Genomic DNA, 16,743 nt, shown 5'->3' with positions numbered 1-16,743 from the left:
CCAAGGTGCAACCGGTCAAAAAAGACAGGTGCACCGGCTGATGGCTTTCCTGGGGAAACATCAGTCATAAATGCGCGAGGCTGGAAATCGTTTCAACAAACGTTGTCGTTTGTCGGCGTTTCACACTTCGCCGCTACATAAAAACAAAGCCAGGGCACCACTCGAATGAGCGTAAGTAATCCAACACTGATCACGTTCGTGATCTATATCGCAGCAATGGTGCTGATCGGCTTCATGGCCTATCGCTCCACCAACAACCTTTCTGACTACATTCTGGGCGGTCGCAGCCTCGGAAGCGTGGTGACGGCATTGTCCGCCGGCGCCTCCGACATGAGCGGCTGGTTGTTGATGGGCCTGCCGGGCGCCATCTACATGTCCGGTTTGTCTGAAAGCTGGATCGCCATCGGCCTGATCGTCGGTGCTTATCTGAACTGGCTGTTCGTCGCCGGCCGTCTGCGCGTGCAGACCGAGCACAACGGCGATGCGTTGACCCTGCCGGATTACTTCTCCAGCCGTTTCGAAGACAAAAGCGGCCTGCTGCGGATCATTTCCGCCATCGTGATCCTGGTGTTCTTCACTATTTACTGTGCCTCCGGCATCGTGGCCGGCGCCCGTCTGTTCGAAAGCACCTTTGGCATGTCCTACGAGACAGCGCTGTGGGCCGGTGCTGCGGCGACGATTGCCTACACCTTCGTTGGCGGTTTCCTGGCAGTGAGCTGGACCGATACCGTACAAGCCACCCTGATGATCTTCGCCCTGTTGCTGACGCCGATCATCGTGCTGCTGGCCACCGGTGGCGTCGACACCACGTTCCTGGCCATCGAAGCGCAAGACCCAAGCAACTTCGACATGCTGAAAAACACCACCTTCATCGGCGTGATTTCGCTGATGGGTTGGGGCCTGGGCTACTTCGGCCAGCCGCACATCCTCGCGCGTTTCATGGCGGCGGACTCGGTCAAGTCGATTGCCAAGGCACGTCGCATCTCCATGACCTGGATGATCCTGTGCCTGGGCGGCACAGTCGCTGTAGGCTTTTTCGGTATCGCCTACTTCTCGGCGCACCCCGACTTGGCCGCGCCGGTGACCGAAAACCACGAACGTGTGTTTATCGAACTGGCAAAAATCCTCTTCAACCCGTGGATTGCCGGTGTGTTGCTGTCGGCCATTCTGGCGGCGGTGATGAGCACCCTGAGCTGCCAATTGCTGGTGTGTTCCAGCGCCCTGACCGAAGACTTCTACAAAACCTTCCTGCGCAAATCCGCTTCCCAGGTTGAACTGGTCTGGGTTGGCCGCGCCATGGTGTTGCTGGTAGCCCTGATCGCGATCGCGTTGGCCGCTAACCCGGAAAACCGTGTGCTGGGTCTGGTCAGCTACGCCTGGGCCGGTTTCGGTGCCGCGTTCGGTCCCGTTGTGTTGATCTCGGTAATCTGGAAGGACATGACCCGCAACGGCGCACTGGCCGGCATTCTGGTTGGTGCAATCACCGTGATTGTCTGGAAACACTTCAATCTGCTGGGTCTGTACGAAATTATCCCGGGCTTCATCTTTGCTAGCCTGGCGATCTACATCGTCAGCAAGCTGGGCGCGCCAACCAAAGGCATGCTGATGCGCTTTGCCGCAGCCGAAGCGGATTTCCGCCTGAACAAGTGATGGGGAGGGGCTGAGGCTCTGATCCTTCGCGGACATAAAAACGGCCCGTCTCCTGTTGGAGGCGGGCCGTTTTTTTTGCTTGCGCAAATCCTGAGATGTTGAAGATCCCCTGTGGGAGCGGGCTTGCTCGCGAAGGCGGCGGATCAGCTGCATCAATGTTGAATGTTAATCCGCATTCGCGAGCAAGCCCGCTCCCACATGGGTGTGTGGTGGTCTCAAAGAAATGTCTGTAGCCAAATGCACTGATTCTTGAAGGAAAAATCCCTAAAAAAGTAGGGTAAATCTGATTTTCCTGACGTCCACTCAACCCTCCTTGTTGCTCATGCAGAATCGCCCGCCTTCATTCTGCAGAGACACATCGGATGTTCGCGCCTGCCAATCAACCGCGTTTCACGTTGACCCTCGACGGCGTCCAGAATGAGCTCAAGGTCCTTGAGTTCACGGGTAAGGAAGCCATCAGCCAACCCTTTCGTTTCGACCTGGAACTGGTCAGCGAACAGCCGGACCTCGACCTTGAGAGTCTCCTGCATCGTCAGGCATTTCTGAGTTTTGACGGAGAGGGTTCCGGCATTCACGGTCAGATGTTTCGGGTCGGGCAAGGGGATTCCGGTAAACGTCTGACACGCTATCAAGTCAGCCTTGTCCCGCGTCTGACTTACCTTGGCCAGCGCATCAATCAAAGAATCTTCCAGCACCAGAGCGTGCCGGCGATCATCGCGCAAGTCCTCAAGGATCACGGGATCCAGCGCGATGCCTTTGAATTTCAACTCGGCAGCGACTACCCCGAACGTGAGTACTGCGTGCAATACGCGGAAAGCGATCTGGCGTTCATCCAGCGCCTGTGTGCCGAGATCGGCATTCACTTCCATTTTCAGCACAGCCCTGACGGCCATCTATTGGTGTTCGGCGATGATCAGACGGTTTTTCCGCGTCTGCCCGAGCCCACGCTGTATCTGCCTGGCAGCGGCATGGCCGCCACCGCTCCGGCGATCAAGCGTTTCAACGTGCGTCTGGAGACCCGGACGACAGCCGTGGCTCGCCGGGACTACGACTTCCGCAAACCTCGCCTGCCACTCGAAAGCCGCGTCGATAGCGAACAGCGCCCGGTGCTGGAGGATTACGACTTCCCCGGTCAATTCAGCGACCGTGAGTCCGGCAAGCAACTGACCCAGCGAGCCCTGGAACGCCATGGCGCGGATTTCCGTCAGGCTGAAGGTCGCAGCGATCAATCGACACTGACCAGCGGACACTTCCTGCAACTGGCCGAGCATCCACGCCATGCCTGGAATGACCTGTGGCTGATCACTGAAATCGAACACCATGGTCGTCAGCCACAGGTGCTGGAAGAGTCCGCCACCGACGACGGTGAATTCCAGGGGTATCGAAATACCTTTCTCGCAACGCCGTGGGACGTTTCCTTCCGCCCGCCGCTGGGGCCGGACAAACCGCGCATGCTCGGCTATCAACCCGCCGTGGTCACTGGGCCGAACGACAGTGAAATCCACTGCGACGAATTTGGCCGGGTCAAAGTCCAGCTCGCCTGGGACCGCGACGGCCAACTCGACGAGCACTCCAGTTGCTGGTTGCGAGTCGCCACCGGTTGGGCGCACGACCGTTACGGCAGCGTGTTGATTCCGCGAGTCGGCATGGAAGTGTTGGTGGGATTCATCGACGCCGATGCCGACAAACCTTTGGTGATGGGCTGCCTGCCGAACGCCGCGACACCTGTTCCTCTCGACCTGCCCGCCGACAAGACCCGCAGTATTTTCCGCAGCCAGAGCAGTCCCGGCGGCGGTGGCTACAACGAATTGCGCATCGAGGATCGCAAAGGCGCCGAGGAAATTTACCTGCGGGCCCAGCGAAACTGGACCCAGCACGTGTTGAATGATCAACAGGTTCAGGTCGATAACGCCCGCAGCATCGTAGTCTCCGGCATCGCTCGCCACGAGTTGAAGGCCGACGAACAACGCATCACCCATGGCCAGCGCCAGACCGAAATCAGGCAAGACGATCACCTGCTGGTGACCGGCGACCGGCACATCCGCGTGACCAATCAGGCGCTCAACGCCAGTCAGCAATTCCATGTCAGCGCCGGCCAGCAAGTGGTGATCGACGGCGGTGCCAGCGCGACCATTCAGGCGGGCGGGCAATGGATCAACATCGGCCCCGGCGGGATTTTCAGCAGCGTGCCGATTATGGTCGGTGGCGCGCCAATGGCGACCATGTCAGCCGTGGCGATTTCGCCGGATGTACCTCTGAAACTCGCCGCAGCCCCGGCGGCGTTGCTCAGTGCGGCGCAGATTCTGAGCCTGAAAGGTGATGCGCCGTTCTGTGAAGAGTGTGAGCGTTGCAAGGATGGTGTCTGTGCAGCCTGATCACTTTTCGCCTCACGCCTGGTTGGAACAACAGCCGCTGAAACCGTCGGAACAACTGTTCGCGATCTTCAGCAATGCCAGCGCGGCTGAGCCGTTCAAAGCTTGGCAACGCTCGCTCACCGCTCAAGCACCGAGCCCGATTTGGGCCGACACCGCCTACGCCGAGTGGGAAGCGGTGATGCCTTTCGTGGGAATCGTCGCGGCTGACGGTGGGTTTCTGGAATGGGTCGCTGCCACTGAGTCTCGTGACTGGGGATGGTTGGCTATTTCGTCGGCCAGCCTGGAAGCCGTAGTCGATCACTTGCGAAGTCTCACACAAGCGCTGCTGCCCAATAACGACAAGGTGTTTTTCCGTTTCTGGGACGGGCGCTATCTACTGCCAATGTTGCAATCCACCGCTGTCGATACCGCGCAGCTGCTGCCGGTTATCGGGCGTTGCCTGATCAATGGCCGAGCGCTGGAAATCGGCGGTCGCGCGCTGAAAAGCTCTCAGGTTTTTCCGTGGTGGAGCGTCCCCGAGACATTGCTCGAAGAGCTCGCCGCGCAGTCTGACGTCACCCGAATCAACAACCTGTTGAAGTGGTTGAGCGAGGACCTTCCGGACCTGTTCGAGGCTTTTTCCGACAGCGTATTGCGACGCAAGGTCGCGAGTTTTCTTGAAGCGAAGGACCTGCCCCAGGCATCGAAACAGACCTTGGTGGATTACCTGATGGCGGAGCTGAACTGATGGATCAGATTGTGCGCATCGAGCAGGAGCTCGACAGTTTCCCGAACACCCTTTCCCTCTACCGTGAACAGCTGAAGCACTGGTTGAGCCGGGCGGCGGACACGGCCAGTCAAGCGGCTGATTTGCCTTCGTTGATGGGGATGGAACGGATCGTTCGGTTCGGTAACTCCAGCACCATCGTGAGCAGTGGCGATGACGATTTTTCTTCTACCGTCGTGCAGTGCCCGAAGGGTGGGGCGCTGGAGATCGAGAGCAAGTTTGAATCGGTTTATGACATCCCCGTGGGGAATATTCAGGTCGATGTGATTGCGTCTGAGAGCGGGGAGGTGACGCCGGTCACGCTTGATGAACATGGCAAAGGGACGTTCAGAGGGGTCGAGGGCAAGTTTTACCGCATTCATGTTCACAATGAGGTCACACCACAGCAAGTCGATGATCTTTTCTCTTCCTACGACGGTTTGACGACGCAGCTTGAAGGCTGGCTGCGTGATGAGTGGAAGACGTTTAAACCAAAGTGGTCGGAATCGTCTTCGGCTGCTGTAGGCAATGGATTGCTCGCGGGAAGTTGGGCCGCGATCGAGGGCGTGTGGGACGGCATCAGCCTGCTTTCGGACATTCTCAAGGATCCGGCCAAGTTCACAAAGCAGTTGGGTGAGAGTGCCGCGGAGCTGCAGAAGCTTGCGAAAACTGCACCGGACGTCATGGAAAAAGCCCAGTTGTTGGCAAGTGACGAAGCGGCGCTATGCCTGCTGGTGCGCTCCGCCAGTCTCTGGCTGGACATGCTGCCACCGGGCGAAATCGCCGGCAAAACCGCCGAAGCCGTCTCGATGGTGGTGGTGCAGCTGTTGATCGACATCCTGATCGGCATCGTTCTTACGTTCGCCGGGGCGGGAGCCGGTATCGCTTATCTGACGATGCGTCTGGCGGACCGGGCCGCGCAGCTGCTCAGTGCGGTTCTGCGTCTGGTGAAGGCGATCTTTTCGATCATCGACACCTTCATCAGCTACGTCGATCGCTACAAAAAAGTCGCCGCCCGAGGCATCGCCGCCGGTATGAAAAAAGGCCGGATGCAGTTGAACTGGGGCGCACGTCGCAACACTTCGTTGAAGAAAGACGAACACCACGACGACGCCCCCGACCAGGCGAAAAACCCCAACGGTGAAGCCGCCACTTGCGCGCCGTCGACTTGCAAGAATGGCTGCCCGGTATCGATGGTCACCGGCGAAGAACTCCTGACGCTCACCGACGGCACCCTCGACGGAATTCTGCCGTTCAACTTCACCCGGCTCTATCGCACCAGCGCCGCCGAAATCGATAGCGGCCTCGGATTTGGCTGGAGTCACACCCTCGCGCATCGCCTGGAAATCGACGGCGAAAACGTCGTCTGGATCGACCACGAAAACCGCCGCACCACGTTCCCGCTACCGAACACCGAACGCCCTGCGATTCATAACAGCCTGTCGCGTGCAGCGATTTACCTCGGCGAAGAACCTGACGAACTGATCCTCGCCCAGGCCGGCGAAGAAACCCGCTTCTACCACTTTCATAACGGTTTTCTGACAGCGATTAGCGACGGATACGACAACCGTCTGCGCATTACCCGCGACCGCCAGGACCGGATCAAACGCCTCGACAACGGCGCCGGTCGCGCGCTGCTGTTGCGCTATGTCCGCAGCCATTTGATTGCCGTGGATTACCAGGTTTTTCGTCCGGCCCAGGCACTCGATGACGCCTGGCACACCGAGCAAACGCTGGTCAGTTATGACTACGACGAGCGCGATCAACTGATTGCCGCCATCAACGCTGCCGGCGAAAGCGAGCGTTACGACTACGACGATCAACACGTGATCCTGCAGCGGCAACTGACCGGTGGGGCTAGTTTCTTTTGGGAGTGGGAAAGGTCTGGCAAGGCTGCGCGATGCGTCCGACATTGGGCGTCGTTTTCGCAGATGGACACGCGTTACGTCTGGGATGACGAAGGCAGCGTCACCGTCCAGAACATCGACGGCAGTGAAGAGGTTTACGTTCATGACGACCGTGCGCGATTGGTGCGCAAGGTTGAACTGGACGGTGGTGAACACCTTAAGTCCTACGACGACAGCGGCCGCCTGATTGCCGAGCAGGATCCGCTTGGGGCGGTCACGGAATACCGTTACGACGAAGTCGGACGCCTCGTGGCGCTGATCCCGCCGGAAGACGAGCCAACGGCCTACGAGTATCGCAACGGTTTCCTGCATGCGCGGTATCGCGGCGAAGCGGTGTGGACGTATAGGCGTAATGCCCAGGGCGACGTCACCGAGGCCGTCGACCCGGATGGGCAAGTCACCCATTACTACTACGGCGCTCAAGGGCAGTTGCTGACCATCCGCTTTCCGGACACCAGTCGGCATGTGTTCGTCTGGAATGGCTTGGGGCAACTGGTCGAAGAGACGCTGCCGGATGGCGGCGTGCGGCGTTATTCCTACGACGTGCTGGGCCGACGGACTACCCGTCAGGACGAACATGGCGCTGTTACGCGGTATCAATGGGATGACATTGGCCGACTGGTCCAGACGACTTTACCTACAGGCGCCACCCGCGCTTTCAGCTACAACGCCTACGGCCAGATCACCGCCGAACAGGACGAACTGGGTCGCGTCACTCGCTACGAATATGCTGACGACCTGCATCTGGTCAGCCGCCGCATCAACCCCGACGGCACTCAACTGAAGTATCGCTACGACAATGCGCAGCTGCTTCTGACCGAGATCGAAAACGAATCCGGCGAAAAATATCAGCTGGACTACACGCCCAACGGATTGATCCGACAAGAAACCGGATTCGACGGGCAACGCACGGCGTATGCCTACGACCTCAATGGGCAATTGCTGGAGAAAACCGAATTCGGCGATGACGGTTCGACGCTCATCACCGGTTACCAGCGGGACTCCGCCGGACGCTTGCTGGTCAAGACGCTACCCGACGGCATCAAGGTCGAATACCGCTATGACAGCCTCGGGCGGCTGGTCAGCGTTGATGATGGTCACGACCATCCACTGGAATTTTCCTACGACAAGCAAGACCGCCTCATCACCGAGCACCAAGGCTGGGGCACCTTGCGCTACAGCTACGACGCCTGCGGCCAACTCAAACGCCTGCGCCTGCCGGACAACAGCAAGCTCGATTACCACCACGCCAAGGGCGGTGCCCTGACGGCCATCGACCTCAATGGCGCGCAACTCACCACCCATCAGTTCCGATTCGGCCGAGAGCAACAGCGCCAACAAGGCCTGCTGCTCAGCGAATATGCCTACGACGACCAGGGGCGCCTGAAGGCTCACGCTGTCAGTCAACAACGCCAACCGCTGTATCGCCGCGATTATGCCTACAGCGCCAACGGCAATCTCGACAGCATCGCCGACACCCGACACGGTCAGCGCAGCTATGTTTACGACGCACTGAACCGCCTGACCCGCGTCCGCCACACCCGCGACAACCCACCGGAAAGCTTCGCCCACGACCCGGCGGGCAACCTGCTAATGCAAGACCGTCCCGGTCTGGCCAGCGTAAAAGGCAATCGCCTGCTGATGCAGGGCGATCGCCACTACGACTACGACGCCTTCGGCAACCTCATCCGCGAACGGCGCGGCACTGCGCAGAAACTCGTCACCGAGTATCGCTACGACTGCCAGCATCGGTTGATTGGCGTCACGTTGCCGAATGGAATTTGTGCGAATTATCGCTACGACGCCTTCGGCCGCCGCATCGCCAAAACCGTCGATGGAAAGACCACCGAATTCTTCTGGCAGGGCGATCAAGTTGTCGCCGAAAGCAGCCGCGAACATTACCGCAGCTATATCTATGAACCTGGCACCTTCCGTCCACTGGCCATGCTCGACGGCAAAGGCCCGCGTCAGGCTTGCCCCTTCTACTATCAACTTGATCATCTCGGTACACCGCAGGAACTGACGGATTTTGGTGGCGAGATTGTCTGGGCGGCGAAGTACAACGCTTACGGAAAAGTCACCGGCCTGACCCATGGCGCGGGCGAACAACTTGAACAGCCGCTGCGGTTTCAAGGGCAGTACTTTGATGTTGAGAGCGGCCTGCATTACAACCGGCATCGGTACTATGATCCGGAGATTGGCCGGTACCTGACGCCTGATCCGATCAAGTTGGCGGGTGGGCTCAACCAGTACCAGTACACGCCGAATCCGACGGGGTGGGTTGATCCGTTGGGGTTGGCATGTGGGCCATGTCCGGGGGACATTGAAGGGCCGTACAGTGAAATTGTTCCGGGTGGCGGACTGGCTGCGCATGAGGCACGGGGAGGACATCTGATTAAAAAACACATTGGTCGTTCTGATGCTCAACTTGCGCAGAGGCTTAAAGACGAGCCATGGCTTGGCAGGGTGTCGACTTTCTATGATCGAGCAACCGCGGAAAAAGCAATTTCCAGTGTGATGGCGAGCAATAAGGCTGTGATAGAAAAATTCATGAAGGGCCGAGATAGGCAGATTATTCTTAATGACACTGTCTCTTACCCGGTTGGCGTCGTTTTAAGGCGCAATGCCTCTGCCGTAACGCCTGTTTCCGGTGTGTATCTGCTTTTACGGAGGGACAACACAATGCCTGATGGCTATCGAATACATACAGGGTATGCAGAATAATGAGCGAAAAATTCCCGGACTTATTTCAATTTTTGGCTGGCTACTTTCACCAGGATTGGAATTGTGATCATGACACTGAGGACGACGTTATTAGGTTGTTTATTGCAGAGGCATCTCCAGAAACCGTTTTGCGGGTGAAGGACGAGTTGCAATTTGTATTGCGCACTATTAACGGTGAAGAGGAAATACAGGCGTTTTTATTTGAAGAAATTGGATGCTCCTACTATTACCCCCATGCGTGGCCGTCAGGAAAAGCTTGGTTGGAGCATGTTGCGGATATGCTTGATAGCAAATAATTCCGTCGGGTGTTTCAAAGATTCGAATTTTTAGTAACGATAAAAAAGGATGACTACGATGAAGAATGCGGATAATCATCAGGCGGGAAATTCGGGCTCTGCAACTGAGGAACAAACCACCAGTCGCGAACTTGATTTTGGAAGTAGAGAATGGAGAGCCGTTAATAACTCTAAATTTTCAAGCTATAGAGCGCAGTTGAATGCATATAATGAAGCGACGACGAGGGAGGCCAGAAAAATGTCGCGCTTTACCGGGGAGGACAGCAAAGGAAATCTATTAGTGCAAATGGAGGCTGAAAATATAGGTAGCGGATATGCGCCTAATCCATTAGATCCCGCTAATCCGCGTTTCATTCCTAAGATGAATGCTTTTGAGATGAAATTTGACTTTGAAACGTTACAGCCTATAGCGCTGTATCCGATAGAGAAAATTTAAATGCTGATGCATCCGTATCTGAATGCTCCATATAATCCAAGCTTAGGGCACTTTCTCGGTGGGTTTGATATATATGATCGCGAGGAGAGTCTTGGTGTTGAGTTGTCGGCGTACGATCCAGACTGTCCTTTGGATAGAGGGTCTTTAATATCTCGGTTTATTGTTAGGCGCTTTGCTGGGTTGAGTTATCGGCACAAATTTGTTTTGGTTTTTGTGCTGGGTGAGGCTCTTGACGGTGACTCGAGTGTGTTCCCTGAAATCTTTGCCCATGATCCGATGGCTCATTCTTTGCTTCCTATTGGGTGGAGTGAAATGATAGATCCAAAGGCGTTTTTTGAAGATGTATATATTAAGCTATCCGAAGCGTGGCATGATGATCTATATAAAGCCAGTCAAGAGGATTTTTCAAACTGGTAAACGCTGATACCTCAGCTAAAGAATAAATGAATCTGCCCGTTTTTTATGCGTTTTTTAGGGGGCGAGTGATAGATAAATATACTGTGATTGTTATGGCAGTAGGTCCTTTCGTTGAAGAAGAAGTTTTATTGCTTGTAAATGGTGTGAAAGTTAGATGCTTTGCGAGCTGCTGCCCTGAAAAAATCGAGGTGGGGGAATCCTATGAGGTTGAGTTCGAGATAGTCCTTCCTGATAATAACTTTATTGCTGTTGCAGAAAAGCGAGCCGACTCACTGATTGAAGTGATAAGCGATAGCTTTTCATGCTTTCTATATGGCTATTTGGATGACAGTATTTTCCGATCCTTCGTTGACTTTACGGATCAGGAAATCCACTACGACTATCCAGCGCTTAATGAGCAATTCGTCAAGATCAGGGTGGACAGAATTGATGTGGCATTCTGATTGAGAAGCGAAATTTCCGGACAAGCCCATCGGAAGTTTCCTTCAAGCTGTGGCGGCTTCCATGAACTGGTGCGCGGTGAGATCGATGGATAGTCTTTGGCTGTCGCTGCGAAAGCAGTGGCAGGGCGTAGGAACCCTTGGATATTCACCGCGCATCTGCGCTGTCGTCTGATTGCGGCACTTAATTCGTGTCCGTAAGATTGTTCGCGGCGGTTGTGTGCGGGACACGCTTCGGTGTGGCTGAGTTTGGTGGATTTCCTCAGTTTCCTACTCCCGTGCACGGCTGCCACCCAAGCCCGTAGGAAAGGCCGTTGGTAGCTCAAATTTATCCACCAAGGTCTATAAAAATGAAAACCCTTCACCCCGATCCACCCTACGAAAAACCAGTTCCCCATCCTGATAATCGCTACATGGCGCTCACCAGCAATTGCAGTGAAATGCCGACCTTATTCGTCGACACCCACGCCCCGCTCGATGTTTTGTGTGACGCTGCCGGTTATCGGATCCGCGCCGTTACCCAGGTGCTTGAGAACCTGTCCATGCGCGGTTCAATCGAGTGTGATTCGATGATTCTCAGTGACTTTGCCCTGCTTTGCGCTATTCCGTTGCGCGATGGGTGTGATGTGCTGGATGTGCTTGGGAAGCGGTTGCGGGCTCGGTCTCCGGAGTAGCGGCGAAGGGCTTTTGTGGCGAGGGAGCTTGCTCCCGTTGGGTTGCGTAGCGGCCCCAAGACTGCGATTGGGTTTTGTCAGGTGCACCGCGGGGCTTGGTTTGGCGACTGCTTTGCAGTCGAACGGGGGCGAGCCCCCTCGCCACAGGGGGGTGTGGTGGTCTCTGATTTTTTGGGGCCGCTTCGCAGCCCAGCGGGAGCAAGCTCCCTCGCCACGAGGGCAAGATCAAAAAGATCGCAGCCTTCGGCAGCTCCGGCGGAATTACCGCGTGAACAGCCGCTCAGCCACCAACCCCTGACGTTAGGCTCGGTACAAGGTAAACTTCCCGGCCTTCGCAGGAGCAATCATGAATTATCGTCACGCCTTCCATGCCGGCAATCACGCCGATGTGTTCAAACACCTGACTTTGACCCGCCTCATCGCCTTGATGTCGCGCAAGGAGCAGCCGTTTGCCTATCTCGACACTCACGCCGGTATTGGTCTGTATGACCTGCAGGGTGATCAGGCGAGCCGTACCGGTGAGTATCTGGAAGGGATCGCGCGGTTGTGGGATCAGCCGGATCTGCCGGAATTGACTGCCGATTACATGAAGGTGTTGCACGACATGAACCCGGATGGCCAGTTGCGCTATTACCCGGGATCGCCGGAACTGGCGCGGCGCCTGACGCGGCCGCAGGATCGGGTGATGCTCAACGAGAAGCACCCTGAAGACGGCGTGCTGCTCAAGGACAACATGGCCGGTGATCGTCGGGTGAAGGTTCACCTGGGCGAAGGCTGGCATGTGCCTCGGGCGATGTTGCCGGTGCAGGAGAAGCGCGCGGTGATGTTGATTGATCCGCCGTTCGAGCAGCTCGATGAGATGCAGCGTTGCGCAGCGTCGCTGAAAGAAGCGATTGGCCGGATGCGCCAGACGGTGGCGGCGATCTGGTACCCGGTGAAGGACCAGCGCATGTTGCGTCGTTTCTATCAGGACCTGGCCGGCACGGGCGCGCCGAAGTTGTTGCGGGTGGAGTTGTTGGTGCATCCGCTGGATACGCCGAACAGCCTGAATGGCTCGGGGTTGGTGATTGCGAATCCGCCATGGGGCCTGGAAGAGGAATTGCGTGAGCTGCTGCCATGGTTGTCCAAGAAGCTTGGGCAGACCCAGGGTGGGTGGCAGATGGATTGGTTGATTGCGGAATAAGGTCAATCGATAAGCAAGATCAAAAGATCGCAGCCTCGTTGCACTCGACAGCTCCTACAAGGGAATGCGTAAACCCGTAGGAGCTGTCGAGTGAAACGAGGCTGCGATCTTTTGCTTTATGGCGTCAGATCGGGCAAGTCACGCCTGTACCGCCGATCCCGCAATACCCTTCAGGGTTTTTCGCCAGGTACTGCTGGTGATAGGCCTCGGCGAAGTAGACCGTCGGGGCTTCTTCGATTTCGGTGGTGATGGTGCCTTTGCCAGCCTTGGTCAATTCGGCCTGGAACACTTGCTCGCTGTGCTTGGCGGCTGCCAGTTGAGTCGGGTTGGTGGCGTAGATCACCGAGCGGTACTGGGTGCCGATGTCATTGCCCTGGCGCATGCCCTGGGTCGGGTTGTGCAATTCCCAGAACATTTTCAGCAGCTCTTCGTAGCTGACTTTTGCTGGTTCGTAGACCACCAAAACCACTTCGCTGTGGCCAGTCAGGCCGGAGCAGACTTCTTCATAAGTCGGGTTCGGCGTAAAGCCGCCGGCGTAACCCACTACCGTGCTGACCACGCCTTCGCGTTGCCAGAACTTGCGCTCGGCGCCCCAGAAACAGCCCAGGCCGAAGATTGCGAAATCCACGTCCATGGCGAAAGGGCCGAGCAGCGGTGCATCGTGAACGAAGTGTTTTTCCGGCAGATTCATTGGGGTTTCACGGCCGGGCAGAGCTTGTTCTTTAGTCGGGAGCACGTTTTTGTTCACCAGAATTTCCGAGCGCAAGACCATCTTCAGTCCCCTCAGTCAGGTTGAATGTAAATTGTCAGACACGCAGTTTGCCCAATGCCGGCCAGTTACGCACTACCCATGTGGGAGCGGGCTTGCTCGCGAAGGCGGCGTGTCAGTCGACATTGATGTTGGATGTGACGGCCTATTCGCGAGCAAGCCCGCTCCCACAGGGTTTTGTGGATTAACTGAAAAGGGCCTTCAGGCAATCGGGCCGCGCGGGTAGCGTTTGAGCTTTTCGATCAGCTCGGAGCCGGGGATAGGGCGGTCGAACAGGTAGCCCTGGCCGACGTCGCAACGGTGACGGCGCAGGAACGCCAGCTGTTCGGCTGTCTCGATGCCTTCCGCCACGACCTTGAGTTTCAGGTTGTGGGCCATGGCGATCACGGCGGAGGTGATTTCCATGTCGTCCTGGTTGTCCGGGATTTCGTGGATGAAGCTGCGATCGATCTTGATGATGTCGATCGGGAATTTCTTCAGATAGCTGAGCGATGAATAACCGGTACCGAAGTCATCCATGGCCAGGGTCAGGCCCAGGCGTTTGAGCTGATCGAGTTGCAAGTGCGTGTCTTCGGTGGCTTCCAGCAGCAGGCCCTCGGTTAACTCAAGCTCCAGCAGATTCGCCGGCAACGCTTCTTCCTTGAGGATGCTGGCGATGGACGCTACCAGGTCCGGGTCGGAAAACTGCTTGGGCGACAAGTTGATCGCCACTTGCAGGTTGCCCAGGCCAGCGGCGGTCAGTTCCTTGCTCATGCGGCAGGCCTGACGGGCGATCCATTTGCCGATCGGAATAATCAGGCCGGTCTCTTCGGCGACGCTGATGAACTGGTCCGGGCGGATCATGCCTTTTTCCGGATGATTCCAGCGCAGCAACGCTTCCATTCCCAGCAGACGACCGCTGCGCAGGCACAGCTTGGGCTGGTAGAACACGTCCAGTTCGTTCTGGGTCAAGGCGCGGCGCAGGTTGTTCTCGACGAACAGTTTGTAACTGGCTTCAGCGTTGAGCGCTTCGGTGAACACCTGGACCTGATGCTTGCCGTTGGCCTTGGCCTTGTGCAGCGCCAGACCGGCGTTACGCATCAGCGTTTGCGGATCGCGACCGTGCAGCGGCGCGCAGGCCAGGCCCACGGAGCCGGTAACGCTGATCAATTGGTTGTCGACGAACATCGGCTTGTCGAGGGTCGCCAGCAATTGGTTGGCGACTTGCTGGCCGGCCGCGAGGTCGGTGTTGTCCAGCAGCACGGCGAATTCGTTACTGGCGAAGCGCGCCAGGCTGCCACTCGGGCTCAGGCTGTTGCGCAGGCGTCGGGCCAGGCTGATCAGCAGTTTGTCGCCGGTCTGGTGGCCGAGGCTGTCGTTGATCCGCTTGAAGTTGTCGATGTCCACCAGCAACAGGCTGATCGGCGTGTCGGTGTCCCGGGCGAAACGTTCGTCCAGGTTGCGGATGAACGCCGGGCGGTTGCCGAGGTTGGTCAGGTTGTCGGTATAGGCCAGACGCTCGATGCGCTGCTGCGCGAGCTTGGTGTGGGTGATGTCTTCGTAGATGCCGATGTAATGCGTCAGCTCACGGTTATCGCCATACACCTTGGATATCGACAACTGGCCCCAGTAGGGTTCGAGGTTTTTGCGACGGCTTTTGAACTCGCCCTGCCAACTGTTGCTTTTGGCCAGTGCCGAGGGCGCGTCGAACAGCAATTCGCTGAGGTTTTCCAGCGCCGGCAGTTCCGACAGCCGCTGGCCGTGGACTTCTTCGGTGCTGTACTGGGTGATCGCGGTGAAGCTCGGGTTGACGTATTCGACCACGCCGTCGCAATTGACCAGCAGAAAGGCGTTGGCACTTTGCTCGACCGCACGCTGGAACAGGTGCAGGGCGCTGGTGGCAGCGCGGCGGTTGTGGTTGTTGATGACTTGGGCGAACTGATCCGCCAGCTCGCCGGCAAAGGCGATTTCATCGGACTGCCAGGCGCGGGTCGCACCGGTCTGCTCCAGGCACAACACGCCGACCACCTGGCCATCGACGCGAATACTGGCGTCGAGCATGGCGTTGACGTCACGCGGGCGCAGGCTTTCGGCCATGTCTCGGGTGCGCGGGTCGCGGATGGCGTTGTGGGCATCGATGGCGCGGCTGGTGTGCAAAGCCTCCAGGTAATCGGGGAAGCTGCTGACGTCGATCGGCTCCGGCATCAGGTATTCCTGAGTCGCGCGGTGATAAGCCGAGATCGGCACCAGCATGGAGCCTTCGAGGTTCCACAGGCTGGCGCAGTCGATTTCGTAGATATCGCACGCGCAGCGGGCGATCAGTTCGGCGGCTTCTTGCAGGGAGTTGCCGGTGCTGTAGCGCTGACGGGTCAGCAGCAGAATCAAATCTTGCTGGGCGCGCACCCGGTCCAGGTGCTGCAGTTGTTCCTGCTGGGCACGCTGGTTGAGTTCCAGGGCGATTTGCAGGCGCGAGTTCTGGGTTTCCAGGTCGAGGGCCGGCAACAGCGGCTCATTCTCGAACAGGCCATCCACCACCATCAGGTAGCCGCGCAGCAGGTGTCGATTGTGTTGTTTGTAGGCTTCGCCGAGTTCCAGCAGGCTCAAGGTGCCGGCGGCGGTGTGCAGGGTGTAGCGGATCTGGTAATGCGGGCTGTCGGCGAGCTGCAGCTGGATCGTGTCATGCAATTGATAGCGCGCTTCGGGCTCCATCAGGCTCGCGTAGGGCGAGCCGACCAGCGCACAAAGCTCCACCGCCGGCAGGCCGAAATGTCGTTCGCAGTTGGGATCGAGAAACAACAGTGCCCAGCTAGCTTCATTCAGCCGTTCGAAACGCAGCATGCCGAGCCGCGAGGGCACAGGCAACTGCGTCACTACCTCGGCCACCATACGGCTGGCGGCATCGGGTTGGCTTTTCATTGAGGGAAACTCGCTTCGAATATGCTGATCGCGCCGGGCTCTCGCCCTCTTAACTGCTGCCTGCGGCAAGGTTGCATCATTGCGGCCCCGACTGACAAGAGACATGAAGGCCAAGTGCTATAAGAATATGTCGGCAGGAGGGAGGATTTCTCCAGTGCATGCCTGAAATTGATGGTTTTGCGAATGAAACGCGGTCCTGTGGCGAGCGAGCTTGCTCGCGCTTGAGTGCACA

At 57.4% G+C, this 16,743-nt stretch carries 12 protein-coding genes; 10 read left to right on the top strand and 2 right to left on the bottom strand.

What is annotated here, in order from left to right; all coding sequences use genetic code 11:
- The first annotated feature begins 165 nt into the window (after positions 1-165).
- From putP to NK667_RS24850, 10 genes are all read left to right on the top strand, one after another.
- Positions 166-1,650: a sodium/proline symporter PutP gene (gene putP, locus NK667_RS24895; RefSeq protein WP_054616437.1), complete on the top strand. Its 1,485-nt coding sequence runs from the start codon at positions 166-168 to the stop codon at positions 1,648-1,650.
- Positions 1,651-2,012: 362 nt separating this feature from the next.
- Complete coding sequence (locus NK667_RS24890) at positions 2,013-4,025, top strand: type VI secretion system Vgr family protein (protein ID WP_054616436.1); 2,013 nt, start codon at positions 2,013-2,015, stop codon at positions 4,023-4,025.
- Positions 4,015-4,752, top strand: coding sequence for a DUF4123 domain-containing protein (locus NK667_RS24885; protein ID WP_054616435.1), 738 nt, complete (start codon positions 4,015-4,017; stop codon positions 4,750-4,752). The genes NK667_RS24890 and NK667_RS24885 overlap by 11 nt, the downstream gene beginning before the upstream one ends.
- Positions 4,752-9,401 (top strand): RHS repeat protein, encoded by a 4,650-nt coding sequence (locus NK667_RS24880; RefSeq protein ID WP_054616434.1) that lies wholly within the window; start codon positions 4,752-4,754, stop codon positions 9,399-9,401. The genes NK667_RS24885 and NK667_RS24880 overlap by 1 nt, the downstream gene beginning before the upstream one ends.
- On the top strand, positions 9,401-9,697 hold the full coding sequence (locus NK667_RS24875; RefSeq protein ID WP_054616433.1) for a contact-dependent growth inhibition system immunity protein: 297 nt from the start codon (positions 9,401-9,403) through the stop codon (positions 9,695-9,697). Before NK667_RS24880 ends, NK667_RS24875 begins: the two co-directional genes overlap by 1 nt.
- A gap of 58 nt (positions 9,698-9,755) precedes the next feature.
- Positions 9,756-10,133 carry a hypothetical protein gene (locus NK667_RS24870; RefSeq protein WP_236708641.1) on the top strand — a complete coding sequence of 126 codons (378 nt, stop codon included), beginning with the start codon at positions 9,756-9,758 and terminating at the stop codon, positions 10,131-10,133.
- Positions 10,134-10,550 carry a hypothetical protein gene (locus tag NK667_RS24865; RefSeq protein WP_054616432.1) on the top strand — a complete coding sequence of 139 codons (417 nt, stop codon included), beginning with the start codon at positions 10,134-10,136 and terminating at the stop codon, positions 10,548-10,550.
- A gap of 26 nt (positions 10,551-10,576) precedes the next feature.
- The gene (locus NK667_RS24860) at positions 10,577-10,993 is read left to right on the top strand and encodes a hypothetical protein (protein ID WP_054616431.1); all 417 of its coding nucleotides are present in this window, start codon (positions 10,577-10,579) and stop codon (positions 10,991-10,993) included.
- Positions 10,994-11,340: 347 nt separating this feature from the next.
- Positions 11,341-11,664: a hypothetical protein gene (locus NK667_RS24855; RefSeq protein WP_054053232.1), complete on the top strand. Its 324-nt coding sequence runs from the start codon at positions 11,341-11,343 to the stop codon at positions 11,662-11,664.
- Between the two features lie 346 nt (positions 11,665-12,010).
- A complete protein-coding gene (locus tag NK667_RS24850) occupies positions 12,011-12,847 on the top strand; it encodes a 23S rRNA (adenine(2030)-N(6))-methyltransferase RlmJ (RefSeq protein ID WP_054616430.1) in 837 nt (278 codons plus the stop codon).
- A gap of 124 nt (positions 12,848-12,971) precedes the next feature.
- Here the strand turns inward: NK667_RS24850 and msrA are convergent, their stop codons facing one another.
- Together msrA and NK667_RS24840 are read right to left on the bottom strand one after the other, a co-directional pair.
- Positions 12,972-13,619, bottom strand: a complete 648-nt coding sequence (gene msrA / locus NK667_RS24845) for a peptide-methionine (S)-S-oxide reductase MsrA (RefSeq protein ID WP_054053236.1) — start codon at positions 13,617-13,619, stop codon at positions 12,972-12,974.
- Positions 13,620-13,817: 198 nt separating this feature from the next.
- Entirely contained in the window at positions 13,818-16,511 is a 2,694-nt protein-coding gene (locus NK667_RS24840; RefSeq protein WP_054053238.1) for a sensor domain-containing phosphodiesterase, read from the bottom strand.
- Positions 16,512-16,743 lie beyond the last annotated feature (232 nt).

The organism is Pseudomonas nunensis (assembly GCF_024296925.1).
In the GTDB taxonomy this organism is placed as follows: domain Bacteria; phylum Pseudomonadota; class Gammaproteobacteria; order Pseudomonadales; family Pseudomonadaceae; genus Aquipseudomonas; species Aquipseudomonas nunensis.
Note: the sequence above shows the minus strand (reverse complement) of the source record. Positions and strands in the feature narration are given on the sequence as shown.

Excerpts from the sequence above, each read along its gene's own strand:
- NK667_RS24860 (WP_054616431.1), top strand. The coding sequence starts at position 10,577 with ATGAATCTGCCCGTTTTTTATGCGTTTTTTAGGGGGCGAGTGATAGAT.
- msrA (WP_054053236.1), bottom strand. The coding sequence starts at position 13,619 with ATGGTCTTGCGCTCGGAAATTCTGGTGAACAAAAACGTGCTCCCGACT.
- NK667_RS24850 (WP_054616430.1), top strand. The coding sequence starts at position 12,011 with ATGAATTATCGTCACGCCTTCCATGCCGGCAATCACGCCGATGTGTTC.
- NK667_RS24865 (WP_054616432.1), top strand. The coding sequence starts at position 10,134 with ATGCTGATGCATCCGTATCTGAATGCTCCATATAATCCAAGCTTAGGG.
- NK667_RS24880 (WP_054616434.1), top strand. The coding sequence starts at position 4,752 with ATGGATCAGATTGTGCGCATCGAGCAGGAGCTCGACAGTTTCCCGAAC.
- putP (WP_054616437.1), top strand. The coding sequence starts at position 166 with ATGAGCGTAAGTAATCCAACACTGATCACGTTCGTGATCTATATCGCA.
- NK667_RS24840 (WP_054053238.1), bottom strand. The coding sequence starts at position 16,511 with ATGAAAAGCCAACCCGATGCCGCCAGCCGTATGGTGGCCGAGGTAGTG.
- NK667_RS24870 (WP_236708641.1), top strand. The coding sequence starts at position 9,756 with ATGAAGAATGCGGATAATCATCAGGCGGGAAATTCGGGCTCTGCAACT.
- NK667_RS24890 (WP_054616436.1), top strand. The coding sequence starts at position 2,013 with ATGTTCGCGCCTGCCAATCAACCGCGTTTCACGTTGACCCTCGACGGC.
- NK667_RS24875 (WP_054616433.1), top strand. The coding sequence starts at position 9,401 with ATGAGCGAAAAATTCCCGGACTTATTTCAATTTTTGGCTGGCTACTTT.
- NK667_RS24855 (WP_054053232.1), top strand. The coding sequence starts at position 11,341 with ATGAAAACCCTTCACCCCGATCCACCCTACGAAAAACCAGTTCCCCAT.